We start from the raw sequence: 25,466 nt of genomic DNA, 5'->3' as shown, positions 1-25,466 counted from the left end.
CATCTTCTATTGAAATTTCCTTCATGCGAAATCCCTTTTTCTTGATACTATACCACATCTATTTTTTTCTTCATTGAACTACAAGTTTAATCCTCTTTTTCTTGCTGTTTTCTCGCATTCTATCAGCATTACGCGCTGTTTATACAGCGCCTTTTATTTCTGTACAATTTATTCTCTATATGCAAAAAAGGAACGTTCTATCCAAATCGTTCCTTTTTGTTTGTAGATTATTTTATTTTTCAAATTTCTCAATCACGCACGTATGCGTCTTCGTTTTCTTATCGCAAACGCGTATTTGCCGAGTGCACAGTAATGCCCGCGTCCCCCCTTCGTCATCCCACCGTCAGGCGCAAAAAATCTCCCGCCGCACAGAGCCTCTTGCCCTCCGAAACAGTGCCTGTCCGGGGACTTGTGCTCTGTGGGGCGGGAGGCCTTTTACACCGTCCGTCCCCTATTTACTTAATACCCCGTCGACCGCCGCTTTCCATCCGGCATATTTTTTCTCCCGGATTTCATCGTCCATCTTCGGTTCATACACACTTCGTTTCATATTTCCCGCGAGCTTCTCCAGATCATACACACCTGCCGAAATACCCGCCATATAAGCCGCTCCAATCCCGGAAAGCTCCTCCGCGTCCGGAATATTTACGCGTTTATTCGTAATATCACTCTGGAACTGCATCAGATATCCGTTTCGTGTCGGGCCGCCGTCTACACGGAGTTCCTCGATCCGCATGCCGGTATCCTGCTCCATCGCACGGACAAGGTCGGTGATCTGGTAGGCAATGCAATCGAGTGCCGCTTTTACCACCTCAGCTTTTCCTGTGGTGCGGGTAATTCCGCTGATCGATGCCGTTGCTTTCTCATCCCAGTACGGCGCGCCAAGCCCGGTAAATGCCGGAACCAGATACGTGCGGTCTGCCGGATTTGCCTCCCCTGCCAGTCCTTCCGTCTCTTTTGCCGAAGAAATCAGCTTCAGGTCATCCTTCAGCCAGGTAATCACAGCTCCGGTGTAGTTCAGATTGCCTTCCAGCACATAGTCCACCTTGCCGCCTCTTCCCCACGCAAGAGATGTCACAACGCCGTGACTGCTTTTAATCGGCTTGTCTCCAATGTTCATCATCAGCGAAGAACCCGTTCCGTACGTCGCCTTGATCATGCCCGGTTTTAAACAGCCCTGTCCGAACAGAGCCGCATGAGAGTCGCCTAATACACCACAGATCGGAACCGGCTCGGAAAACAATCCTTCCATCGTCGTGGCTCCATACACCGCATCGGAATTGCACACCCTGGCCAGCGCACAGACCGGAATCCCGAACATCTCACAGATCTTCTTATCCCATGCCAGTGTTTTCAAATTAAACAACTGCGTTCTCGACGCATTTGAAAAATCTGTTTTAAATGCATGATCCCCCGTCAGCTTGTAAACCAGCCAGCTGTCAATCGTACCCAGGCAGAGTTTCCCGTCTGCAGCACGTTTCTGTCTTTCTTCTCCGCCGTTTCGAAGCAGCCACGCCATCTTTGCAGCAGGAAAATAAGCCGAAAGCTGCAGACCCGTCGCCTCGCGGATCTTCTCTGCGTGCCCCTGCTCCGCAATCTCCTGCGCAATGCCGCTTGCGCGGCCGCACTGCCATACAATTGCCTCTTCCAGCGGTTCCCCGGTCGCCTTGTCCCAGATCGCCGTCGTCTCACGCTGATTGCTGATGCCGATTCCGGCGATTTCTTCCGGTGCAACACCGGACTCTGCCACCAGCGTTTTTACCGTCTGTACTGTATTCCGGTAAATCTCATTCAGATCATGGGACACCCATCCCTTTTCATTGACAATCTGCCGGTGCGGCAAGTCGGTACGGCGGAGTAAATGTCCCTCCTCGTCAAAGAGCAGCGCTTTCGTTCCCTGCGTGCTCTGGTCAATTCCGATGATATACCTTTTCTCCATTTTTCCAGCTCCATTCCTAAAATTTTATAAATATCCAGATCCCCATCTCGAATAACGCTGAATACACCCTGTTTTTCAACACACCATGCGTCATTTTCTATTGTCGCGGCATTCACCCTGCCCCTATAGGCAAGATCTTTGGCGATTACCACACATTCCAAAATCTTCCGCAGAACGATTTATTCCTGATTATTTCCGCAGAACGATTTATTCCTAATTATATAGAAAAAGTTCCTGCGTTCCCGGATTTTCTTCCGCCCGGGCACGCAGGAACATGGCATACGCAGACCTGCGGCAGTTTACAGTTCCCTGCGGGCTATCACATTCACCGCTGATTCCATTTCTGGTTAAGCCAGTAATTCTTTCGTTTTTTTTGCAATGCCCTCGGCATTCAGTCCATAATAGTCAAATACTTCTTTGGAAGTTCCCGTGATCACCGGCGCATCCGGCAGAGACATGTTGACTACCTTACGCGGGCACTCTGCGCCGACCACCTGGCTTACCATCGAACCAAGGCCGCCAAATGGAGCGTGCTCTTCGATCGAAATGACAACTTTTGCCTTCTTTGCAGCCTCTACTAGGCCCTCTTTGTCCAGCGGTTTCACACAGTACATATCGAGCAGTCCTGCGCTGATTCCCTCTTCTTTCAGCATAGCAGCTGCATCGAGCGCCGGGCGGACCATCTCACCGCAGGCTACCAGTAAAACATCGGTGCCTTCCGAGAGAGCCGTTGCCTTATCCATCTCAAACGGGGTATTTTCTTCGCTGTAAATATCCGCAACGGCATTTCTTCCCACTCGGATATAAGCCGGTTTTTCATCGGTAAGGAGCGCCTCAACCAGTTTTGCTGTCTGGAAACGGTCGCTTGGCAGATACACACGCATATTCGGAATGGCTGCCATTGCTGCGATATCCTGTGCAGAATGATGGCTCATGCCAAGCGCACCGTAGCTCACACCGCCGCTGATACCGATCAGCTTTACATTGGTGTTGGAGTATGCACAGTCAATCTTCGCCTGCTCATAGCTTCTTGTAGAAAGGAAGCACGCCGGAGATGCCGCAAATGCTTTCTTGCCGCATTTTGCAAGACCGGCAGAAACGCTGACCAGATCCTGCTCCGCAATACCCATCTCCACAAACTGCTCCGGATACGCATTTGCAAACGGTGTCAGGGAAGCACTTCCCCTAGAATCGCTGCAGAGCACCACGATATCTTTATCCGTTTCGGCATGTTTCATTAAAACCTCGCAAATGGCCTGTCTGTTTGGAATCTTATTCATGACAGTGCCTCCTTTCTCTCATCCAGATCCTTCATGATCTGTTCTACTTCCTCCGGTGTCGGCACTTTATGATGCCACTCCGCCTTATTTTCCATCACGGAAGAACCACAGCCCTTCGTTGTGTTTGCAATAATAACCGTCGGTTTTCCCTTGCAGTGTTTCGCCAGCTCAAACGCATGAACGAGCGCGTCCATATCGTTGCCCGGTACGGAAAGAACATTCCATCCGAACGCTGCCCATCTCTCCTCCTGGCTGTCCTGTTTCATGACATCCTCGGTATTTCCGGAGATCTGCAGACGGTTGCGGTCTACGATCGCACAGAGGTTGTCCAGCTTGTAGTTTCCTGCGGACATTGCGCCCTCCCAGACAGAGCCTTCTGCCAGCTCGCCGTCACCCATAACGGTGTAGACACGGTAATCTTTTTTATCCATTTTTCCTGCCAGCGCCATTCCCACGCAGACCGGAAGTCCGTGGCCGAGAGAACCGGAATTCATCTCGATGCCCGGCAGTTTATTGTTCGGATGGCCGATGTACGGACTGCCGAATTTGGAGAATTTTTCGATGACCTCTTCCATCGGGAAGAATCCCTTTGCCGCAAGTACTGCATAATATGCCTCAACGGAATGACCTTTACTCATTACAAAACGGTCGCGGTCCGGGTCGTCCATGTTCTTAGGGCTGATGTTCATCTCTTTAAAATACAGCGCTACAAGCACATCAATGACACTCATGTCACCGCCAATGTGGCCGCCCTTGCCGGAAACTACCATTTCCACTACTTTCTTCCGCAGATCATACGCCAGACAACTCAATTCCTTGTATTCACTCATGATTTTCATTCTCCTCTTAAATATGCTTTGACATCTTCCTCAATCGGATCATATAAATCCGGGGCAATGCCGATGTATTTGCATGCTTCATACAGAACCGGCACAACGTTCTCGTGGATACCGACACAGTGGTGGATGTACGGTCCTTCCACGATTTTTGCCTCCAGGCGTTTCAGGTTCTGTACCTCAACCCATACGTAGGTTCCCTTCGTATAAGGTCCCTCGACACCTTTTGCATTTCCAAGCAGCAGGGAGTACTCTCCGTTGTCTCCGTCGAAACGCGCCAGTGTCATTTCGCCTAATTTTGCCTGTGCCTCTACAGCTCCCGGATGACTGAATGCCAGAGGATAACCGATGGTCGGTTTTTCCTGTGCTACCGAGATTGGCCACGGTCCGCAGTGCTGCAGCAGCTCGCCGTTCTCGTTGTCCGGGTGGCGTACCGTCCAGTCTGCAAAGAAGCTTCTCTTATCGTTCAGGCCGGCAGCCTCTACCATCAGCGCCGTGATGGCTCCATGGATATCCGTCTCACAGACAACCGGGATTCCCTCTTCGTTCAAAAGGGAGTTTGCTGCGCACGGCATAATGCCGATCTCACCCTGCAGGGCATTCCAGCACTGGATGGCAATCGCATTGCAGGAATATTTTGCAGCCAGATTCTTCATGGCAACTTTCAGGGCCGCAACATTTTCCAGCTCTTCCGGTTTGATCTTTACGCACATATTGGTATTGCAGTAAGAAACGACGTTTGCTACCTCGGTTCCTTCTGCTTTTGCTTTTTTCATCTCTTCGGTCAGTTCCGGCAGCGGAATCGGAGAAAGCTGGATGTTGAATTTTTCCAGCAGCTCGCCCTCGTTGCACATGGTGGACCAGAAATCGAACGGACGCGGTCCGATCTGAAGGATTCTGGTGTGGCGGAAGGTATCTACCACATTACATACAGCAAGGAAATCCTTGATGCCGCGCTCAAATTCCGGATCGGTCAGACGGCAGTTCGTCATGTAGGTGAACGGAACACCAAAACGGCGCAGCACTTTTCCAGTTGCAAACAGGCCGCACTGGCTATCGCGGAGACGCACACCGTTCTCATCCGGTCTCTCATCGCGCGGTCCCCAGAGGAGTACCGGAAGCCCCATTTCCTTTGCCAGTCTTGCACAGACATATTCCGTTCCGAAGTTGCCGTGCGGGAAGAAAATTCCCTTTACGTTCTCACGGCGGAATTTCTCCTGGATTTTCTCACGGTCCGCCTCATCGTAAAACAGCCCCTCCGCATTGATGTCTGTGATATCAACAAATTCAACGCCGAGCTCTTTTAAACGCTCTCTCGTCAGGTTGGCATATTTTACCGCATCCGGAGCGCTGAAAATACTTCTTCTCGTAGGTGCAAATCCGATCTTAACTGATTTCATATTCATTTCCTCCATTTAATTTTCTTTAAACTTTGCTAAATTATATTTTGAATTTCTCTGTTCTTTATGGCTCTTATATTACTAAATTCTTTTGAATTTGTCAACATTAATTCAGTTTTATTAAATCTTTTTTAGTAATTTATACAAAAAAGAATGGCTGCTTTTATGCATTTCTTCATATTTCATTTTTTTACAGCTCAGAAGTTGACTTCTTTTTTAATTCATATTAAAATCAATGTATAAGTTTAATATTTTTCAAATAAATACTGAAATAAATTTCAACACCCCGCATGCGCAAAACGCCTGAAAGCACCGTGCGGGCTGATTTTATCGAACAGGAGCTGAACTCTTATGAATATTTCTGCGAAAGAACTGGCAAAGCTGATCAACGTATCGCCTGCCACGGTTTCTATGGTTTTCAATAACAAACCCGGCATCAGTGATGCCACAAGAGAGCTGGTTTTAAAAACTGCAGCCGAGTATGGCTATGCGCCGAAAAAAAATGAAGCCTCCGGCGCTTCCTCCCGCATTATTCAGCTGGTCAATTATAAGAAGCACGGAAAGGTTGCTGCCGACACGCCGTTTTTCTCCCAGCTGACCGAAGGAATCTCCACCGAATGCACCCGCCAGGGCTGTGCGCTTCATATCTCCTATTTTTATGAGACCATGGATATTGACAGCCAGCTCGATGCACTCCGCGCTGTGGACTGTGAGGGCATTCTTCTTCTTGCAACCGAAATGGCTCCGTCCGATTTCCGCAAGTTCCGCGATTTTTCTGTTCCGATCGTTGTCGTGGACTGCTATTACGATGAGCTCGATTACGACTGCGTTCTGATCAACAACATCCAGGGGGCGTTCAACGCCACGAATTATCTGATTCAGTGCGGACACAAAAACGTGGGCTACTTTCACTCGAGCCTCGACATCAGCAACTTCTCCGAACGCGCCGACGGCTACTACAAAGCGCTCCGTGCAAACGGTATCAGCACCTCACATCCATATGTCCACCCGGTTTCCCCGACCTCGGACGAAGGCTACCGCGACATGCTGCGCCTTCTCGAGTCGAAAGCGCCGATCGCGGATGCTTACTTTGCCGATAATGACATCATCGCTGCGGCTGCCATGCGTGCACTGCGTGAAAACGGCTACCGCATCCCGGAGGATGTCTCCATCATCGGCTTTGATGACGTTCCGATGTGCGATATGATGGTTCCGCCGCTTTCCACCATGAAGGTCAGAAAACGGGAGCTTGGAGCCACTGCCGTCCAGCGTCTGCTTGACCGCGTGGCCGATCCGAAACGCGAATGTCTGAAAATGTGCATGGCAACCAAGCTGGTGAAGCGCCAGAGTGTTTCCAGACGTTAAAGTTTTTTGGATGAGGCTGTCGTCCAGCGCGTGTCTGAAAAATCATTTCCGCAAGCTGCAAGCCCCACTTTGTGGGAGATTTTGCCCTCATTCGGTTGCCGTAGCGGGTTTAAGCCGCCCTCATTCGGACAAAATCTCCCACCACCTGGAACTCGCAGCTTGCGAAAAGCCATTTTCAGACATGCTCTGTACGGCAGCCTCACCTTTTTTATTTTGAAAGGAGTTTTTTTCATGCAATCTGCAAATGACCTGAAACAGCTTTTATTCAGTATCAATCACAAAAGCTATCCCGCCTATAAATCTACCCGCGGTGCCTATCAATTTCCGCGCTACACACTCTCCATCGACCACGTGCAGGGCGATCCGTTCGCCGCTCCGTCGCGGGTCAGCGTTCATGTCAGCGGCAAAACCGCTGCGTTTCCGGCTTTTCTCTACGACACATACGAAAAGCGCGTCGCCCTCCAGGATTACCTGCTGCGCCAGTTTGCGCGCGCCATCGCACCGTATTCCTTCCGCGCGAAGGGTTCCGGCAAAAGTGGTCTGCTGGGGATAAGCCGCTGCGGACAGGAAATTCTGGAGCGCACTGCCTGCGTTCTGAATCCTTCCGACGGCAGTCTTGTCGTCAACATGGAAATCGGCTTTCCAGCCAACGGCCGCACCATCGCCTCGCAGGAGCTGATCCGTATTCTTTTCGACTTTCTGCCCGGCTGCGTGGAAAAATCACTGTTCTACCGTGCTCTGGATCCAAAAGCATGTGCCAATGTCGCCTATCTCTGTGAGGATCAGCAGGCGATCCGTTCCGCATTAAAAGAAAAAGGGCTTACTGCCTTCATCGCCGACGGCTCCATTCTCCCGCGCGAGACCGGTGTTTCCGATCTGCCGATGAAGCACGCCGTTCCGTTTACCTCACCGGAATCCCTGCGCGTTACCCTCGATCTTCCAAACCGCGGACCTGTTTCCGGCATGGGAATTCCACTCGGTGTCACACTGATCGTAGGCGGAGGCTTCCACGGAAAATCTACCCTTCTGCAGGCTCTTGAGCGCGGCGTATACAACCACATCGCCGGGGACGGCCGTGAATATGTCATCACCGATGCAAGCGCCGGAAAGCTCCGCTCCGAGGACTCCAGAAGCATCAGCAACGTCGATATCTCCCTCTTCATCCACAATCTTCCCGGAAAGAGTGATACGACTTCATTCTCGACCGCCGATGCCAGCGGAAGCACCTCGCAGGCTGCCAACGTGATCGAGGGCATCGAATCCGGCACGAGCCTCTTTCTGATCGACGAGGACACGTCCGCCACCAACTTTATGGTGCGCGATGAGCTGATGCAGCGCGTCGTTGCCGACAGCGAGGAACCGATCACACCGTTTATCAGCCGCGTGCGGGATCTGTATGAGAAGCTCGGCATCTCGTCGATTCTCGTCGCCGGAAGCTCCGGTTCTTACTTCCACGTGGCAGACACTGTCATTCAGATGAAAGAATACGTTCCTTATGACATTACGGATCGCGCAAAAACCACAGCCGCGGAATTTCCGCCGTTTACTGCCTCCGTACGCCCTTTTTCCGTTCCAGCCTTCCATCGCTGCCCGCAGCCGGGCAAAGGCCTGACGGGAAGTGACCGCACGAAAGTCAAAGTGATGGGACGGGAATCCATCCTCATCAACAAATCTCTGACGGATCTGCGCGCCGTGGAACAGCTCACGGACAGTGAACAGCTGAACGGGCTGGCTGCGCTTCTTTTAGAAGCAGCGGAGCACAAGATGGACGGTAAGAAAACACTGGTGCAGGTAGTGGATCTGCTGGAAAAACAGATGGATGAAAAAGGCCTTGCTTCTCTTCTCGCTCCTGGAAGACCCAGCGACCTGGCACGGCCGAGACGGCAGGAAATCTTTGCATGTCTGAACCGGTGCAGGGAACTGCGGTTCTGAGAAAATTTTTAACAATTCAGAGCCATAAAAAATCTTCAGGCAAACCTTGTTCTTTTCAGAATCTATCGGTTTGGCTGAAGATCTTTTTTATCTTTTATTTTTCAATTATTTATTCCCCGCAGATCCGCAGAATCGCCTCCGCGAAGATCACAACGCATTCTTTCAGGCATTCGATTTCCACGAACTCGTCTGCTCCGTGCATACGGTTGTCGACTTCAAGGTCTGCGCATCCAAACGCAACACCGTTTTTCAGATGATGCACATACGTTCCGCCGCCGATCGCAAATGGTTTGCCTGGTTTTCCAGTGACATCCGTGTAGCACTGCAGCAGGGTCTGGACAAACGGGCTGTCGGCCGGGACGTGGTGTGGTGGGAACATGGCACTGCCTTCCATGGCGAAGCCGCCTTTTTTCATATTCTGCTCAGCCGTCTCGTACAGGTTTTCTCTCGTTGCACAGATCGGCGCACGGCAGTCGTAGGAACCGGTCAGGGTTTTTCCGTCGTAGTTCATCAGATCGAGGCTAAGCGTAAGCTCACCCGACTCCTCATCCGCCATGGCTACGCCGAGAGCTGCTCCTTTGGCATCGCCGTGCGGGTAAACCTGACCGAGAAAGATGATGTCATTTTTCAGTTCGCTCTCTTCCATTCCCGCGGATGCAAGAAGCTGCAGCAGTGCGGTCAGCGCATTGTTTCCCATTTCCGGTGTGGAGGCATGGGCGAAGGCTCCGCAGGCGGTGATCTTTATATTGCCGTTTTCCGCATCTTCCAGAACGAAGGAAACGCCGGTCTTCTGCTCTGTCTCATCAACGCAGGCTTTCAGCGCCTCTTTTGTGATACCGGCAAGCTCTGCGTATGCTTTGCCCGGCACAACATTCAGTTTCGTTCCGGCCTGTAAGGATACGAGGCGCACGCCTGTCGTTCCGGCGTTGGATGCTTTTTCAAAATGGCCGCGCATGCCGCCCTTTTCAATGTTGATGACCGGGAACTCGGCGTCCGGAGAGAAGGTGCATGGCGCTTCTGTTTCTTTTTTATAATAGTATTCAAGATCGGAACTTCCGCATTCCTCATCGGAGCCGAGGACGAGGCGCACATTTTTCTTTAACGGAAAGCCAAGCTCTTTGACAGCGCGCATCGCGTAGATCGCTGCGATGGCCGGTCCTTTGTCGTCTGCGGTTCCGCGGCCGAACATTTTTCCGTCTTTGACAAGCGGGGTGAACGGATCCGTCTCCTGCCATCCTTCGCCAGCCGGTACAACATCGAGATGGGCCAGGATATCGAGGCCTTTTTCTTCTCCGTTGAAATCCGCTGCAATCGCATAGTTGTCGTAGTTGGTTACGGCAAATCCGTATTTTTCCAGGATACGGCTTCCCTGCGCCAGTGCCTCTGCCGCCGGTGCGCCAAACGGTTTGCCCGGCTCTGCCGCCTGTTTCTCGCTTGGAATCCGGATCAGGCTTTTCAGGTCTTCGATCATCTCCGATTCATGGTTTTCGATATATGTTTTTAACTCTTCTTTTCGCATCGCAAGTTTTCTCCTTTTTCTTTTCCGGCGCTCTTGCCGCTTTTCTCTATCATAACGCAGAAAGAGCAGAAAATCCACATTTTCTGCTCTTCCTTTCTAAACTTATAACACGGAATCTACCAGTAATTTGGTATACGGATGTTTCGGATGCCAGATCACTTCCTCCGGTGTTCCTTCTTCTACCATTTTTCCCTGCTTCATGACGAGAATCCGATCGCAGAAGGACTGTACCAGTGCCAGATTGTGACAGATAAATAAAATTGTCAGATGTTTTTCCTTCCGCAGCAGATCCAGAAGCTCCATGATCTGTTTCTGCACGGCGACATCCAGTGCAGACGTCGCCTCATCACAGATCAGAATCTGCGGCTCGATCGCCAGTGCTCTTGCAATCGCTGCACGCTGGCACTGACCGCCGCTTACCTCATGCGGATATCGTTTTGCAAACTCTTCCGGAAGACCGCACTGCTCCAGCAGCTGCCTTACCCTCTTCTCTGCTTCTTTCCGGGGAACTCCGGCATTTCTGAGACTTTCCCCGATCCCTTCCCCCAGCGTCCGGCGCGGGTCGAAAGAGCTGACCGGATCCTGAAAAACCATTTGAATTTTCCGGCAGACCTCTCGATTTTTTTTTCGTTTCGTATCTCCGATCTCTTGGCCGCACAGGGAAAGTACGCCGCCGTCCGGCTTTTCAAGACAGCACAAAAGTCTGGCCAGCGTACTTTTCCCGCTTCCGGATTCACCCACAATTCCAAGCGTCTGCCCCGGCATCATCTGAAAGGAAACATGATCTACCGCATAAAATTTTTCCTTTTTTCTGTCTTCAAACGTTTTGGTCAAATCGGAAACTTTCAAAATTGGTTCCATTTATTTCCTCCAAAGTCTGGGAACTGCCGCCAGCAGATTTTTGGTGTACTCCCGGCGCGGTTCCTTTAGCACCTGTTCTGCAGTACCATACTCTGCCACGCAGCCGTCTTTTAACACAAGCACGGTATCTGCCATGGCTGATACAACCCCGATATCATGTGTCACCAGAACGATTGCGGTTCCAAATACTTCCCGCAGATGGAGCATCTCCTCTGCCACCTGTTTCTGTACGGCCACATCCAATGCGCTTGTCGGTTCATCGGCCAGCAGAACCGGCGGCTCCATCAGCATGGCAAGGGCAATTCCCACTCTCTGCTTCATGCCTCCCGAAAGTTCAAACGGATAGCTTCTCCAGATTCTTTCCCCGTCTTCCAGGCCAATCTTTTCAAACAGCTGCAGTGCCTGCCTTTTCGCCTCTGCTTTCGTTATTTTTTTATGGACGGCCATGCTCTCCCGGATCTGCGCACCAATGGTACGTATGGGACTTAACGAAGCGCCCGCATCCTGGAAGATCATGCCGATTCCTGCTCCGCAGATGGTCCGCAGCTGTTTTTCCGGCAGATCCGGTATGTCCTGCCCGCGGAAAAAAATATCTCCCCGGGTTACCATTCCGTCCCTTCCAAGCAAACCCATTGCAGCCTTCAGCAAGGTACTTTTTCCGCTTCCGGATTCGCCCACAATGCCAAGAATTTCTCCCGGATGAAGTTCGAAACTGACGTCATGTACCACGGTGTTTCCCCGAAAAGCGATATCGACATGCGAATAAGACAGCAGTTCTTCCATTCTTTCTCCTTTTTGCTCTTCCCACATATTATTCTGCCGGTTTCAGGTCTGCAGCAATCTCATAGAAATCGCAGGGATGCGCCATCAGTCCGGTTACATCTGACCGTGAAATCATGCTCATTTTCAGATGTGAACAGAACACAAAAGCATGATCGTCCAGGATCGTCTGCTGCATCTGGACCGCCAGTTCTCCTCGTTTTTCTGTATCAAAGGTAACTGCCATTTCTTTTTCCAGCTCTTCCAGCCTGTCAGAATGGTAATGTCCGTTGTTGACCGCCGAACTGTCCAGACAGTGTGTCGTAAAGAAATACTCCGGATCTCCCGTCGGCGCCGTTACCATTGCACTTGCATAAACATCCCATGCCGTCGGATCTTTTCGCAGACTGTTATGATTTGCCGTGCTGTTGATGGACACATCGATTCCGATTTCTTTTAAGGTTGCCTGAGCCGATTCTGCAAGAAGCGGCAGTTCCTGACGGCTTGGATACGTCAGCCAGCGGATCGACAGTTTTTCTCCGTCTTTTTCCCGGATTCCATCTCCATCACGGTCCACCCATCCGGCATCCTCCAGCACTTTTTCGGCTCCCGCCGGATCATAGGATTCTGCCTGTACGGCGTCTCCTCCAAAAGAGAAATTATCCGGATACGCACCGACTGCCGCATAACCGTTTCCATCCAGAAGCGTCTCGACAAACCCTTCTTTGTCGATTCCCATTGCAATTGCTTTCCGCACTGCCTCATCCTGGATGATCGGGCTTTCAAAGTTCATATGGGCAAAGAACGCACGGCTTGTGGCACAGCTCGAAAATGTGTAATCATCATTCTCAAACAGCGGGTAGCTTGCATACGGCATTCCATAGGCGCCATCAATCTCTCCGGACTGAAGTGCCATGGTAAGTGTGTCGCCGTCCGAGATGGTGCGAACCGTAATCTGATCAAATCCCGGTTCCCCATCCCAGTAGGTTTCATTTTTTTTAAGCTCCAGTTTTTCCCCGGATGTAAGAGATACGACTTGATACGGTCCGGTTCCTGTTACGATGCCATCCTCTGTAATGCCCGCCTGCATATCAATGATACATCCATACGGGTCGGAAAGATAGTTCAAAAGCGTCGGTTTTGGAACCTGCGTTTTGATTGTGACCGTCTGACCTTCTGCCGTAATGGAGTCAATCATCAGATCTCCCCTGGCACGCTCATGAACCTCGATCAGATGTTCCAGACATTCTTTTACTGCTTCTCCATCCATTTTTCGTCCGCTGGAAAACGAAACATCGTCCCGCAGCGTGATGATCCAGGTCAGATCATCAGGATTTTCATATTCGGTTGCCAGCCATGGCTCAATTTCCATGGCATCGGAATAATGAAACAGCGTTTCCCCAATTCCATATCGGATACAGGCCCAGCCGGCATAGGTATTATGCGGATTGACATCGGCTTCCTCATTTTCCGGGTTAAAAGTGGTGTCACCAAATACAAATGTTTTTTCACTGTTCTCTTTCTGCGTACTGTCCGCACTTTTCTGACTTCCACATCCGGCAAGCAGACTGCCGCTTAAACAGACTGCCGCTAAAAATGATATCGTTTTTTTCCAGTTTTTCGTTTTCAAATTCCACTCTCCTTTTCTTTCTTACCCCCGTCCATTGTGGGGATCCAGATAATCGCGCATGGCATCACCAAGCAGATTAAAAATAACAACCGCTGTAAAAATAGCAAGTCCCGGGCCAATTACAACCCATGGATACGTCTGCAGCATACTTCTTCCGCCGCTCATCATATTTCCAAGCTCCGCCGTAGGTGGCTGTGCGCCAAGTCCCAGGAATGACAGTCCGGCAAGCTCCATCATCATCGTTCCGATATCGAGCATCGATGTTACCAGAATCGGTCCGGCAATATTCGGCAGGATATGGCGCCAGATCATCTGCGCCGCGGTACATCCGGCAAGCTGGCTGGCCGCCATATAGTTTGTATTTTTTACCGTCAGCGTCTGGCTTCTTGCAATTCGGGCATACTTCGGCCAGCTGATTAACGCCAGCGCCAGAACTGCATTACTGATTCCTCCATTTAAAAGAGCTGCGATTGCCATTGCAAAAACCAGGCCGGGAAACGCAAGACAAATATCGGAAATCCGCATAATAACGGTGTCTGCAATTCCGCCGAAATATCCGCAGATCAGCCCCAGGATACTTCCCGTCACGGTAACGACAACCACCAGAATCAGTGTAGAAGTAACACTGGTTTTTAAACCCACCAGAATTCTGGACAGCATATCCCGCCCGAACCGATCTGTTCCGGCAAGATGTCCCGCTCCCGGCGGCAGTAACGCAGCCCCTGTATCCTGCGCATTGGGATCATAGGGACAGATCTGCTCTGCAAAAACAACCGTCAGCAAAAGCAGTGCCGTCAGAAACAGAAAAAAACACAAACGTTTTTTGGTCCGGTCCGGCTGAATTTTCTGTCTGCGCACGGTAATGGTTTTTTCTTTTTTCATCCTTCCATTCCTCCCAGGCGAATTCTCGGATCCAGAAAACGATACGCCAAATCCGTAAGCAGATTAACCCCGACATAAATAATCGCCATCCACATCACATATGCCTGGATCATCGGATAATCGCGCATACTGATGGCATCCACCGCAAGTTTTCCAACTCCGTCCCACAGAAAAATCGATTCTACAATCGCGGTTCCGCCAAGAAGGCTTCCGATGGACAGCGTAAGCAGTGTAAGAATCGTCACAAGAGAAGCGCGGAGCACGCTCTTTACCAGCGTGGTCGAAAAGGGAATGCCTCTCGCTTTTGCTCCGCTTACATAAGGCTTCCCCAGCTCATCCAGAACGGTTGCCCTTACCTGCCGCAGATACTTGGCAGACATGGCAATCGCAAGGGTCAGTGCAGGCAGTGCCACGCTTTGCAGACTGACTCCGTCCGAAATAACCGGAAACCACTTCAGGCGAATCGCAAAGAACAGCATCAAAAGCAGTGCCACGAAAAAATTGGGCATGCTGTTTCCCATAAAGCTGCAGAACCGAATCAGGTAGTCGATCATCCGATTCTGTTTTACCGCCGCAAGCACGCCAAGCGGGATGGAAATGACAATCGTCAGTCCAATCGAAACGACGGTCAGAAGCAGGGTCGCCGGAAGTTTTGCCAGAAAGGTATCAAAAATATCTTCTCCTGAGATATAGCTTACGCCCATGTCCCCATGCAGCAGATTTTTCAGCCATACAACGTACTGCACCAGAAACGGCTTGTCCAGTCCAAGCTCCTTTTGTGCCTGTTCGATCACATCCTGTGACATAACCATGCCGGTATTTTCCATCTTCTGAAGTACCGCATCGCTTCCTGCCAGCCGCATCATTCCAAAAGACAAAAAGGTAATCACAAAGAGAATCGGTATCAGCTGAAGAAGCCTTTTCATCACATAGTTACGCATCTTTTTTTACTCCTTCAACCAGGAACATCGGGGTGGAAGCATTGTTGATCCGTTCTTCTTTTGTCCAGACCGCTTTCCAGATTTCGGGATCGGCTTTGGCTTCCATGCCCGCCACCCGCAATACGGTAAGATCCCATTCCGGTCTCTGTTTTTCTGACAGCGGTGTCTGCCGTGCAATTGCCTCCATTGCTGCCACATCGGTTCTTCCGGTCCAGTAATGAATATTTTCTTCCTCAAAGTTTTGAAACTGTTTCATATCCTTTTCCTCCGCAAATCATTTCTTTCCGGTATGAAAACCTTCATTTTTTTACTGCACAGATCGAAAACATCGGCGCAGGATTGTAAAATTCATCTTTTTCCAGATAAATCCGTTTTCCAAGATCCGGATCAATGTGAATTTCCCCTCTGGTATTCTCACACAGCACGGCCACATCATATGCCGGCCGGTTTTTCCGGCTGATCGGAAGCTGTGCTTTGATCCATTCGCACTCTTCAAGCATTTCATTTCCCACTTTAAAATGGGCGTGCTGTTCCGGCAGATCTTTCGTGTCAGAAGCATCGTCTTTTCCGTAATTGGCATCGAAGTTCAGCAGGATACCGCCCGTTTTCAGCACACGCATCCATTCGCTGTAGGCATGCTCCGCATTCGGCAGGGTCCATGTCAGATTTCGGGAAATGACAACATCAAACGTTTCATCCGCAAATATCGGTTTTTCCGCGTCCATAACCTGGAACCGGCAGTCGGCGTTTTCCTCCTCGGCAAGCTGGATGGCATTCTCAACCATCTCCGGTGTCAGGTCGATGCCGAAGACCTCATGGCCCGCTTTTGCCAGCAGAATTGAGAAAAATCCGGCTCCGCAGCCGACATCAAGGATTTTTAACCGTCTCTTTTCCGGAATCTGTTTTTCGATCTCTTTCATCCAGCGCTTCGCAATCGGGTTGGCCAGCTCCGCGCGTCTCTGCTCCAAAAAGCTCTCACTCCGCTTTTCCCAGTAATGGACAATCTGTTCTTTGCGGTCGTCATATTCCGGCTCGCGCACGATCCGTCCGTAGGCAACAACAGATCCTCCCTCGATTACCTGCAGGCTGCCCGTCTGGTACAGCACAACACCGGTGTATTCGGCGCGGCATGTCTCCCGGAGTTTTCCATTATAATCACGGATGGTTCCAAGCAGTGCACCCTCCGCAACCATGTCTCCCGGTTTCGCCGCCGGATACCACAGGCCGCTTTCCGAAGCCGCCTGATAGCGGACATCCGTCACTTCCATCGGCACGTAGTTCCGCACATCGCGGCGGATCTGATACATCCCGAGGCTGCTTAGGATATTGCGCACATCGCGCTTGTCCGAATTGACTTCCTCGGATGTCCATGCGCCCATGCCGCCGCGCTCCAGGAGAATACTTGCAATTCCTCTGGATGCCGCATAGTTGTAAGCTCCGCCCGATGATACCATGGAGCGCACCATGTACGGTACATCCACCTGCTCCGCCATTTTCCGCGAAGTCTCCATCACTTCCTGCGCCGCTTTTCCGGCGTAATAGACGTACGGCGTCAGATCCTCAAAATCGTCGCCGCTGTGGAGGTCGATATAGTAATCTACTTTCGGGAAAACTTCCTTTGTCATCGCCCACGCCAGCCGCTCCATCTCGGTTCCATTTGGATTGCCCGGAAATACACGGTTCAGGTTTTTGCCATCGGAAAGTCCGAGACTGCCCGCACGGTTTTCAAAAGCAGGACGGTTTAAGACCTTTAAAATCACGATCGTTCCAACCGTTTTTTCCGGCTGAAGCTCCGCTCCCAGTTCCACACACGCCTGAATGCCGACGTATTCCCCGGAATGAACGCCGCCGGTGATCAGCATTGTTTTTCCCGGAAGTTTTCCACAGATAATCGTTCCCGGAAGCACGATATCCCCATTCGCAAAGGAGATATCCCCCTGATATTTTTCGCCGCGGCGGACGGTCACATCACCAAGCTGGAAGGACTGCTCTGCGCTTTTTTCCGCGCGCACCAGAAACATCGGTGTCGATGCATAGTTCAGTCTCTCTTCCTCGCTCCAGACGCGCTTCCAGATTTCGGAATCGGTCTGGATGGAACAGACGCCGAGGGATTCGAGCACCTTCGTATCCCACGCCGGCCGTTCCATCGCAGAGAGCGGCACCTGGCGCGCAATGTTTTCCATGCGGTCAATGTCCGTGCACAGATAATGGTCGTCGAGCTGCTGCTCTTCCACTTTCTTCCGGTCTGCCTCGTACGCTTCTTTTTTCTCCTCGTCATAGAGATAACCGTACCAGTCCGCATCAAAATTGAGCAACACGCCGCCCGGTTTCAGGACACGCATCCATTCTTGGTATGCCTGCTCCGGCTTTTCCAGATTCCAGGTCAGATTTCTGGAAATGACAACATCAAAGGTCTCATCCACAAACTCCAGATTCTGTGCATCCATCCGCTGCAGCGTCACGCGCTCCAGACCGTATTTCGTATATTTTCCCAGATTCTCTTTCGCCTTTTCCAGCATCTCCTCCGTGTAGTCAACAGCCGCCACCGTATAACCTGCCTCCGACAAAATCATCGGGAAGAATCCCGGGCCGGTTCCGATATCGAGAATCTTCATCTCTTCTTTCTTTTTCTCTGGAAACTGCTCCTCTAATACATGCAGCCACGCTTCTCTCTGGCTTCCCGCCAGTTCTTTTTCATTGACCTCAGAATACCCCTCCGCACGGGTTCCCCAGTAGGAGGCAATTTCCTGTAATAATTCCTGTTCCATATCTTCCGCTTCTTTCTTCTTTTTCTTAACTTTCCCGGCGCGGTCGTTCTCCAACCGCTCAAATATCCCTTTACTCTACCAAAAATCGGCCTTTTTCACAAGCCCCCACGGGGGATATTCTTAACGCCGGCGCAGGGTATTCAGGTGATCGGCGGCGCGGATCTGATTATCTGCGGACGTCAGACAACCGACGGCGATACCGCGCAGGTCGGCCCTTTGATTGCGAAACATCTGACGATCCCGCATGCCGCCTGGGTCGCAGAGGTTACCGATGTCACGGATCATTCCATCACCGTCCGTCAGGATCTTGTGAGTGTTTCCCAGGTTTCCGAACTCCCTTATCCGTGCCTGATTACCATCGAGTTTCTCGAGCGCGAGCTGATCGACATTCTGTTTCCGGATATTTTTAAAGGAGAACCGTCATTCACTCGGTTCTCCTTTATATTGCCAGAATACCATCAGCTTTCTTGTCGCCGTATCCTCGCTGTATGTATATTTTACGGACCCGAGTCCGTAATAGCTGCAAAGATAGCCGGAAGCCTTATCGAGAAGCTCCGGTCGGGCTTCCATGACCTGTGCCATCAGATCATCGGTGGCAAATTTAAATTCGGAATACTCTTTTGTCTCTTCAATATCCGTCTCCATTTCCCACAGAATCTGCGTCGCATCAAATGTATCCATGTACCGGCCGATCTGGCGGTAATACTCGAGGTCATCTGCATTGCACGCCGGGAGCGGCAGATTCGCATCCGCCTGATGCGTGTCCGAAAATTCCGCATCGGAAACGCAGAGAAAATCGTAGTAGATCAGGTCGTCCGGCAGATTGTACTCGCCGCTCTCGCCCTCTGCGAATACCGGATCGCCCCAGGTTACATCGACGTTGTAATAATTGTCTCCGCACTTTACGATATTCCAGCCGTGCGCCTCGCCGGTGTCTGTCGTTCCCGTCACATAAATGACCGGGATGTCCAGGCGGTTCATCAGATACTGGAACGTTCTGGCATAGCCTGCGCAGACCGTCTGTCCGTTCACAAGTCCGCTGTAGAGTGTCTGATTCTCCGGCGCATCTTTCACATAATCAATCTGCCGGATACATTTTTCAAAGACAGCCTTGATCTTCCCATAGTCATCCATCGAACGGTCGATATCACTTAAGAAATCATTTCCCGCCCCTTCGACCTGGGTCTGGCGGCCTGTGATCTCCTCCGCAGGAATCGTGTATTCCGGAACTACCTCGCAGTAGTTCTTCGGCTCGCCGTATCCCGTGACATGTGATGCTCCGTTGATCCAGCAGTACTCCGGGTAATCCATATAGACCCATCCGTAAACCTCCGCCGTCACATCGGGATCGCCGCCTTTTGTGATGATGGTTTCCTGGTGTTCCGCGATTCCCTGCACCAGTTCGCGGTAAATCATCTGTCTGTTTTCATCGAGCTGGCTGTAATAATACCGCTTCGCCAGCTCCTCCTCATCTGTATTTTCCGCCTGAAACTGTGTTGCGCCATTCTCTGACAGACCATTGTTTTCGTCTGCCGTCTGTGAAGCAGTGCTGCTGTCCGCTCCGCTTCCGTTCTGCGCGGGATCGCTCTCATCAAATTCTCCGAATACCAGATAAGCCGCCAGCAGGGCAAGCATAAGCGGAAGCAGCGCCCGCAGCGGTCTCTTCCGTCTTCGTCTGTGTCTTCTCTTTGCCATTCTTCTTTTCTCCCAGATACGTTAAAACGCCGTCACACAGTGCATCCGCCACCTTTTTCTGGTACTCCTTTGTGTTCAGGAGCGCTTCCTCCTCCGGATTTGAGAGGAATCCGCACTCGCAGATCACCAGCACTGCGTCTGTCTTCTTCAGCATGTAATACGTTTTGTTTCCCTTGGCTTTCCTGTGATTCGCCGGATCGAGCCCCGCGACCAGTGCAGCCTGCATGCAGAGCGCCAGTTTTTCGCCTTCTTTTGAATCCGTATAATAAAACACCTGCGCCCCTTTGACCGCCGCATCCGGGTAGCTGTTCTGGTGAATGCTGATCACACAGTCCGGCTTTTTTTTATGAATCAGCTGCACGCGCCGCTGCAGATCCTGCACTTTCGCATTCACGGCTCCCGGATCGGAGAGATCATCCTCCCCTTCCCGCGTCATCACCACAAGGATTCCCTGCTTTTCCAGCTTCTTTTTCAGCAGACGGGCAATCGCAAGGTTGATGTCCTTTTCTTTGACACCGTTTGCCCCGATTTTGCCGGGATCGTCGCCGCCGTGGCCGCTGTCCAGCACCACTACTTTTGTGGCTGCCTTCTGTGCTGCCACCAGCCGTGCGCCCTCGCGGGACAGAACATACGCCGCCGAAAGCAGAATCACCGCCATCAGCCATTCCAGTTTTTTCCCTTTTTCCAAATAAAAAGCCCCCTGCTGCAAATTTCCTTTCTTGGTCATTTTATGCAGCAGCGGGGCAGGTTACAACTCTTATTGCTTCCGGTTACTCTTCCTCATCTTCTTCATCATGCGCGCGATTCGGGATTTCATCCTCTTCTTCGTCGTTGTCATCATCGAGATAATCCGGCTCATTTTCGAAATCGATGACTGCGGAATTTTCGACGATTTCGTCTTCTTCCTCTGCTTCTTCTGCGGTATCTTCACGGTCTGGCTCTGCGGCTGTTTCTTTTGCCTCTCCGGGAAAGATACTTTTTACCGGATCTTTCATGAAGGTTTCCACTTCCGACGCAGAACGTTTCATCTCCTCACGCATTTTTTCGATGCCGGCAAAAGTCTCCTCAAAAATTCTGCGGTTCTTCTCGAGTACACTTGTCATGGTTTCCATCTCGGCGTAAATCTTCTGGTATCTGGTGTTGGCTTTCTGCAGTTCCGCGTCCATATGGCTCTGGATTTCTTCTGCTTCGGCCTGCAGTTTTTCTTCATAAACAGCAGCCAGTTCCTCGCCCTTCTGACGTGCGCTCTCTACCATGTATTCGCACTGTTCCTTCGTCTCGCGGCGCTGCTTTGCACAGGATTCCTTTGTCTCCTCCCTCTGTTTCCGGCAGGACTCGTTTGTCTCCTCTTTCTTTTTGCAGCACGCCTCATCCGTTTCCTCCGTTTTCTCGCGGCAGGACTCGTCCGTTTCTTCGGTTTTCCGGCGGCAGGCTTCCTCGGTCTCTTCTTTTAGCTTTCTGCAGCTCTCCTCTGTTTCCTGTGTCAGTTTTTTCGCTTTCACCTGTGCCTCAAACACAAGGCCGCTGATGCTGTCATAATTGTCGATATAGCTCTGGTATTTCTCATGAATATTTTTTTCGAGCTCCTCGATTTTATCCTCACGCTCGCGGATCTTGCGGTTCAGCTTCTCGATTTCCTGCTCTTTTTCCTCGATCTTCGCTTCCAGTTTCTTCTGAGCGGCATACGCCTGATCTTTTAGGTTCTGCACTTTCGTCATGACATCGTCCTTATCGAAACCGCCCATCAGCGTTGTTTTAAATAATTCTTCGCGATTGTTTTCTGACATGTATACTCCTCCTTCGTGCCCGGGCTTTTATCATTCCCCTTATCCTTCCCGGACTCCTCGTCAACTGTTTGTTTCAATATATTCTGAAATCAGACTCCAGACGTCTGCGCACTCGAATCCGAGCTTCCACTCTGCCACTCCGGCGAGATCAGCGCTTTGGATCACTTTCAGTTTTTCCTCCATGGACTGCTCATCCTCCATCCAGATCGTGTATCTGGCATCGGAAGTTTCTACCGTTGCCACATTCTGGCCAAGGGATGCATCCCAGGTTTCTGTCATCTGATTCTCTTTGGCATAGTTTTTGGCGCCATCCATGCCCAGCACCTCGCTGGTAATGGCGCTCTGTCCGAACTTTTCCGTCCAGACACGGGTATAAAACGGGATTCCGCAGATCACCTGATCGGCAGGCATCACCCGCGTCATCTCCTCCACGGCCTGCTGTACGAACGGGAGGGATGAAACAGAGCCTGCCTCCTCGCTTCCCGCGAAATGCTCGTCATAGGCCATGACAATCATATAGTCCACAAATCTTGCCTGCTCGCCGCGCTGATAATACATCGTGTAAGCCTGCGGTACCGGCGTATCGACCGACACCACAAGATTCTGTGCATGCGCCGCGCTCGTCAGTTCCCGCAGAAACTGCAGGTAATGCGGGATTCCGGCCTCTTTCAGATTCTCGAAATCCACGTTGATGCCGTCCATGCCGCACGATGCTGCCTCGGCGAGCAGCTGCTCAATGATTCTACTGCGCACGGATGCGTAGGCAAGATCGGTTGTTTCGTCAAATGCTTCATTAAAGTTATCAATCAATCCCCAGACTTCCCGTCCCGCTTCATGCGCCAGTTTCACGTAATCGGCGCTCGCAAGGCTGGAAATCGTACCGGTTTCGTCTGTCACGGAAAACCAGGTCGGTGAAATCACGTTCACGCCGGTCATTTCTGCTGTCATCTCTGCCATCGCGTCGTTCGACTCGGTCGATGTGCTCTGATGCCAGACCAGATTGATTTTGTGATCCCGTGTAATTCTTTCATAGGAATCTTTCTTTGCCGTCCGCGCTTCGATGTCCTCCGGCTCGGAGATATCCTCTGTCTGGATGTAGCCGGTATAGCCGTCCGCCGTCATGACTTTGCACCAGTTGTCCAGATTTTCCAGATACAGCAGGGTGTCACCCTTCTGTACATCCGCAAGAATCAGACTCTTGATGCCGCCTTTCTGGCGCACCTGCGCGGTGTCTGACTGTACCGTCGCCTGTTCCACGCCGTCCCATTCATTCCGGATTACAACACGGTTGGGATCGCTGTAATATGCATAGTCGAGATCTGTGTATTCTTTTACGACATCCAGCGAAATGTAAACCTTTCCGTCGCTCTCCTGCTGTACGGCAGGCTGTCCGCCCGGTGTTTTGGCAACGGCCGCATCGCCCGGAAGCAGTGTCTGCACGCCGCCGCTCGTTGTAAGCAGGATTCCTTTTGTTTCTTCATCCCAGTAGAAGCAGCTGTTCAGCTGGGATTCTACATATGTGTATGCCGCATACGGCTCTCCTCCGATAAGGACGGCCTGCTCTTCCAGAAGTTCTCCGTTCTGGATCAGCGCAACGCTGTTTTCGTCTGTCAGGTTAAAATATTCGTTCCCGGCCATGTATTCGGTTCCGGGTTTATATCGGTTTATCAAAAATGAAACAACGCCTGCTGCACCGACTAGCACGATCAGAATCAGTACGACCAGTACCGGCGCTGCTTTTTTCTTCTGTTGCTCCTTCATGTGTTCTTTTCCCCTTTTCTTCGCTCTGAAGATCTCCCCACTTGCGCCCATTATAACAAAAAAAATACCCAATAGCAACCGTTATGCGCAAGGGAACCGCATGCGAGTCAGAAAGTATCGTTACAGTTCACTGGTTCCCAGCGAACTGTAACATTCGCAGCCCTCATTTAAAGTTTTGCTTCGCAAAAGGAGGGCTGCTCACACCTGAATCATGTTCTTACGCAGCGAAACAGCAGGTGTTTCACTGCTGATTGAACAGTAACGAAAGTATCGTTGCTTTTTGCTATTGGGTATTTTTCAAAAAATCTGTTTAAAAAGTTTTGTCGATTGTTTGTTTCATGGCTTATTTGCAGTTGTGACGTACAAAAAAGAAAGCCCCATAGATCCGTATGAAATACTTTTGTTTTTAGTTTCAATGATCATGTTTCACGGGGACGCCTTCTTATCCGATCCGTTTTTTCTGTGCCTGCTTCTGGCCGGAGTATGCACCCTCCGGGCAGAAGCAAAGGTTTCCCCAACTCCTATTATACTTCAAGCCGGGGGAATTACAAATAAAGTTTGTCCCTTCATTTCTGAAAAAATTATGCGAAATGTAAAAAAAATCTTAAGTTCTTTACTTCTTTCCGTGATGTGTTATACTATATTGTAAGCAGCCCTATTTATATAAGTAAAGAGTAATTAAGGACGTGAGAGTTATGAAAATAGAAAAAATCAATGATAACAAGATCCGCTGCACACTGACCAGCGCCGATCTTGCCGAAAGAAATTTAAAGCTCAGCGAACTGGCTTACGGCACGGAAAAGGCCCGCAGCCTGTTTCAGGATATGATGCTTGAAGCCAACCAGCAGTTCGGCTTCAATGTGGATAATGCCCCGCTCATGGTCGAGGCCGTTCCGGTGGCTCCGGACAGCATTGTCCTCATTATCACCAGAGTCGAGGATCCACAGGAGCTCGACACCCGCTTCGCCAAATTTGCTCCATCCGGCGACGATACGGACGGACCGGAACCGGTACAGTATTCCGGCGCGGACGACATCATCGACCTGTTCCACAAGCTCTGCGATGTGAAGAACAAGGCACAGGAAATCGCAAAGAAAGCGGCACAGAAGGAAAACGAAAAAGAGCCTGCAGCATCCGAGGAAAAGAATGTGGATCTGGTACGCACCTTCCACTTCTCAACCCTCGACGATGTCATCAGCTCCGCAAAAGCGCTGAACCAGTATTTTACCGGCAGCAATTCCCTCTATAAGAACAGGGCAGATGCCAACTATCAGCTCGTTCTGCACCAGTCCGGCTGCAAACCGGAGGAATTCAACAAGGTCTGCAACATTCTTTCTGAGTACGGCAGACAGGAATCCTTCTCCCTGGCCGCTGAAGCATTTCTGCTGGAACATGGAAATGCAATGGTAAAAGAGAATGCTCTGCAGGAGCTGGCTTCTCTGTAAGTTTTGAAACGTATGTATAAAAAAAGGAAGTCCGCGAAGGACTTCCTTTTTTGTACGTTCCGTACAAATTACTCTTCTGTGATAGCCTCGGTTGGACATACGCTTGCGCATGTTCCGCACTCAACGCATACATCCGGGTTGATTTCGTAATGGGAATCTCCCTCAGCGATAGCCTCTACTGGACATTCTCCAGCGCAGGTTCCGCAGCTTACACATTCGTCTGTGATTACATATGCCATGATCTTATCCTCCTTGTAGATTTTTTGGCCCTTTCGGTACTATCCACATTGTAAACGATTGCCCCCTGAAATACAAGTACAAAATTATAAACATTCTATAATCTTATGAATTTGTTCTTGCATTCCCCCCGGGGGTACGCTATAATCAAAATAGCCGTCAAACTCGGAACGACGGGTATATACACATTTAAAGGAGGAACTTTAAGATGGCAAAGATCTCGAAAGACATGACAATCGGCGAGTTAATCGCAATGGATACAAATATCATCGGAATCCTGATGGGAGCCGGTATGCACTGCATCGGCTGCCCTTCTGCACAGGGTGAGTCCCTGGAAGAAGCAGCTATGGTTCACGGCCTGGACGCTCAGGTTCTGGAAGACCAGATCAACGATTATCTGGCTGCAAAATAAGTCGGATTTCCGCGTGG

The 25,466-nt window shown here is 50.7% G+C and carries 22 protein-coding genes and 2 pseudogenes; 7 read left to right on the top strand and 17 right to left on the bottom strand.

The features are described from left to right. Positions 1 to 451 precede the first annotated feature (451 nt). The 4 genes from DXD02_RS05575 to DXD02_RS05560 form a co-directional block, all read right to left on the bottom strand. Positions 452 to 1,939: an FGGY-family carbohydrate kinase gene (locus DXD02_RS05575; protein ID WP_118666511.1), complete on the bottom strand. Its 1,488-nt coding sequence runs from the start codon at positions 1,937 to 1,939 to the stop codon at positions 452 to 454. A 347-nt stretch (positions 1,940 to 2,286) separates the two neighbouring features. Continuing rightward, on the bottom strand, positions 2,287 to 3,219 hold the full coding sequence (locus DXD02_RS05570; RefSeq protein WP_118666510.1) for a transketolase family protein: 933 nt from the start codon (positions 3,217 to 3,219) through the stop codon (positions 2,287 to 2,289). Beyond that, positions 3,216 to 4,049, bottom strand: coding sequence for a transketolase (locus DXD02_RS05565; RefSeq protein WP_117509781.1), 834 nt, complete (start codon positions 4,047 to 4,049; stop codon positions 3,216 to 3,218). The genes DXD02_RS05570 and DXD02_RS05565 overlap by 4 nt, the downstream gene beginning before the upstream one ends. Positions 4,050 to 4,054: 5 nt before the next feature. After that, complete coding sequence (locus tag DXD02_RS05560; RefSeq protein WP_118666509.1) at positions 4,055 to 5,455, bottom strand: L-fucose/L-arabinose isomerase family protein; 1,401 nt, start codon at positions 5,453 to 5,455, stop codon at positions 4,055 to 4,057. A 351-nt stretch (positions 5,456 to 5,806) separates the two neighbouring features. On the opposite strand from DXD02_RS05560, the gene DXD02_RS05555 reads away from it, so the two are divergent. From DXD02_RS05555 to DXD02_RS05550, 4 genes and pseudogenes are all read left to right on the top strand, one after another. Next, a complete protein-coding gene (locus tag DXD02_RS05555) occupies positions 5,807 to 6,820 on the top strand; it encodes a LacI family DNA-binding transcriptional regulator (RefSeq protein WP_022462682.1) in 1,014 nt (337 codons plus the stop codon). A gap of 10 nt (positions 6,821 to 6,830) precedes the next feature. Continuing rightward, positions 6,831 to 6,920 (top strand): annotated as a pseudogene (locus DXD02_RS16350) (DUF6783 domain-containing protein); the annotation flags it as partial. Between the two features lie 22 nt (positions 6,921 to 6,942). Then, positions 6,943 to 7,068: a DUF6783 domain-containing protein gene (locus DXD02_RS16345; protein WP_416822207.1), complete on the top strand. Its 126-nt coding sequence runs from the start codon at positions 6,943 to 6,945 to the stop codon at positions 7,066 to 7,068. Beyond that, positions 7,052 to 8,752, top strand: coding sequence for an ABC-ATPase domain-containing protein (locus DXD02_RS05550; RefSeq protein WP_118666508.1), 1,701 nt, complete (start codon positions 7,052 to 7,054; stop codon positions 8,750 to 8,752). Before DXD02_RS16345 ends, DXD02_RS05550 begins: the two co-directional genes overlap by 17 nt. 109 nt (positions 8,753 to 8,861) lie before the next feature. Here DXD02_RS05550 and DXD02_RS05545 read toward each other — a convergent pair whose 3' ends face one another. The 8 genes from DXD02_RS05545 to DXD02_RS05510 all read right to left on the bottom strand — a co-directional run bounded on the left by DXD02_RS05545 (position 8,862) and on the right by DXD02_RS05510 (position 18,112). Further along, positions 8,862 to 10,271, bottom strand: coding sequence for a Sapep family Mn(2+)-dependent dipeptidase (locus DXD02_RS05545; protein WP_118666507.1), 1,410 nt, complete (start codon positions 10,269 to 10,271; stop codon positions 8,862 to 8,864). A gap of 102 nt (positions 10,272 to 10,373) precedes the next feature. Next, positions 10,374 to 11,132, bottom strand: coding sequence for an ABC transporter ATP-binding protein (locus DXD02_RS05540; RefSeq protein WP_117802335.1), 759 nt, complete (start codon positions 11,130 to 11,132; stop codon positions 10,374 to 10,376). Further along, positions 11,133 to 11,915 carry an ABC transporter ATP-binding protein gene (locus DXD02_RS05535; protein WP_117802393.1) on the bottom strand — a complete coding sequence of 261 codons (783 nt, stop codon included), beginning with the start codon at positions 11,913 to 11,915 and terminating at the stop codon, positions 11,133 to 11,135. It abuts the gene before it with no gap. Positions 11,916 to 11,943: 28 nt separating this feature from the next. Further along, a complete protein-coding gene (locus DXD02_RS05530) occupies positions 11,944 to 13,521 on the bottom strand; it encodes an ABC transporter substrate-binding protein (RefSeq protein WP_118666506.1) in 1,578 nt (525 codons plus the stop codon). Between the two features lie 21 nt (positions 13,522 to 13,542). Beyond that, entirely contained in the window at positions 13,543 to 14,403 is an 861-nt protein-coding gene (locus tag DXD02_RS05525) for an ABC transporter permease (RefSeq protein ID WP_118666505.1), read from the bottom strand. Then, a complete protein-coding gene (gene nikB, locus DXD02_RS05520) occupies positions 14,400 to 15,344 on the bottom strand; it encodes a nickel ABC transporter permease (RefSeq protein ID WP_118666504.1) in 945 nt (314 codons plus the stop codon). Before nikB ends, DXD02_RS05525 begins: the two co-directional genes overlap by 4 nt. Continuing rightward, positions 15,337 to 15,600, bottom strand: a complete 264-nt coding sequence (locus DXD02_RS05515; RefSeq protein ID WP_117802331.1) for a hypothetical protein — start codon at positions 15,598 to 15,600, stop codon at positions 15,337 to 15,339. Before DXD02_RS05515 ends, nikB begins: the two co-directional genes overlap by 8 nt. Positions 15,601 to 15,643: 43 nt before the next feature. Further along, positions 15,644 to 18,112, bottom strand: coding sequence for a methyltransferase domain-containing protein (locus tag DXD02_RS05510; RefSeq protein WP_118666565.1), 2,469 nt, complete (start codon positions 18,110 to 18,112; stop codon positions 15,644 to 15,646). Positions 18,113 to 18,256: 144 nt separating this feature from the next. Between DXD02_RS05510 and DXD02_RS05505 the strand changes: the two are divergent. Next, positions 18,257 to 18,412: pseudogene (locus DXD02_RS05505) on the top strand (electron transfer flavoprotein subunit beta); the annotation flags it as partial. Positions 18,413 to 18,532: 120 nt separating this feature from the next. On the opposite strand, the gene DXD02_RS05500 reads toward DXD02_RS05505, so the two are convergent. The 4 genes from DXD02_RS05500 to DXD02_RS05485 form a co-directional block, all read right to left on the bottom strand. Continuing rightward, positions 18,533 to 19,807 (bottom strand): transglutaminase domain-containing protein, encoded by a 1,275-nt coding sequence (locus DXD02_RS05500; RefSeq protein ID WP_118666503.1) that lies wholly within the window; start codon positions 19,805 to 19,807, stop codon positions 18,533 to 18,535. After that, positions 19,704 to 20,495 carry an N-acetylmuramoyl-L-alanine amidase gene (locus DXD02_RS05495; protein ID WP_330410121.1) on the bottom strand — a complete coding sequence of 264 codons (792 nt, stop codon included), beginning with the start codon at positions 20,493 to 20,495 and terminating at the stop codon, positions 19,704 to 19,706. Before DXD02_RS05495 ends, DXD02_RS05500 begins: the two co-directional genes overlap by 104 nt. A gap of 82 nt (positions 20,496 to 20,577) precedes the next feature. After that, the gene (locus tag DXD02_RS05490) at positions 20,578 to 21,594 is read right to left on the bottom strand and encodes a hypothetical protein (protein WP_118666502.1); all 1,017 of its coding nucleotides are present in this window, start codon (positions 21,592 to 21,594) and stop codon (positions 20,578 to 20,580) included. Between the two features lie 60 nt (positions 21,595 to 21,654). Beyond that, positions 21,655 to 23,355: a glycosyl hydrolase family 18 protein gene (locus DXD02_RS05485; RefSeq protein WP_158580155.1), complete on the bottom strand. Its 1,701-nt coding sequence runs from the start codon at positions 23,353 to 23,355 to the stop codon at positions 21,655 to 21,657. Positions 23,356 to 24,050: 695 nt separating this feature from the next. Between DXD02_RS05485 and DXD02_RS05480 the strand changes: the two genes are divergently transcribed. Continuing rightward, on the top strand, positions 24,051 to 24,800 hold the full coding sequence (locus DXD02_RS05480) for an adaptor protein MecA (protein WP_055220132.1): 750 nt from the start codon (positions 24,051 to 24,053) through the stop codon (positions 24,798 to 24,800). A 68-nt stretch (positions 24,801 to 24,868) separates the two neighbouring features. Here DXD02_RS05480 and DXD02_RS05475 read toward each other — a convergent pair whose 3' ends face one another. After that, positions 24,869 to 25,039: a DUF362 domain-containing protein gene (locus tag DXD02_RS05475; RefSeq protein WP_022461616.1), complete on the bottom strand. Its 171-nt coding sequence runs from the start codon at positions 25,037 to 25,039 to the stop codon at positions 24,869 to 24,871. A 206-nt stretch (positions 25,040 to 25,245) separates the two neighbouring features. Here DXD02_RS05475 and DXD02_RS05470 point away from each other — a divergent pair, with 206 nt between their 5' ends. Beyond that, positions 25,246 to 25,449, top strand: a complete 204-nt coding sequence (locus tag DXD02_RS05470; protein WP_022461615.1) for a DUF1858 domain-containing protein — start codon at positions 25,246 to 25,248, stop codon at positions 25,447 to 25,449. Positions 25,450 to 25,466 lie beyond the last annotated feature (17 nt).

This window comes from Blautia sp. TF10-30 (assembly GCF_003481245.1).
GTDB lineage: Bacteria > Bacillota > Clostridia > Lachnospirales > Lachnospiraceae > Fusicatenibacter > Fusicatenibacter saccharivorans.
Note: the sequence above shows the minus strand (reverse complement) of the source record. Positions and strands in the feature narration are given on the sequence as shown.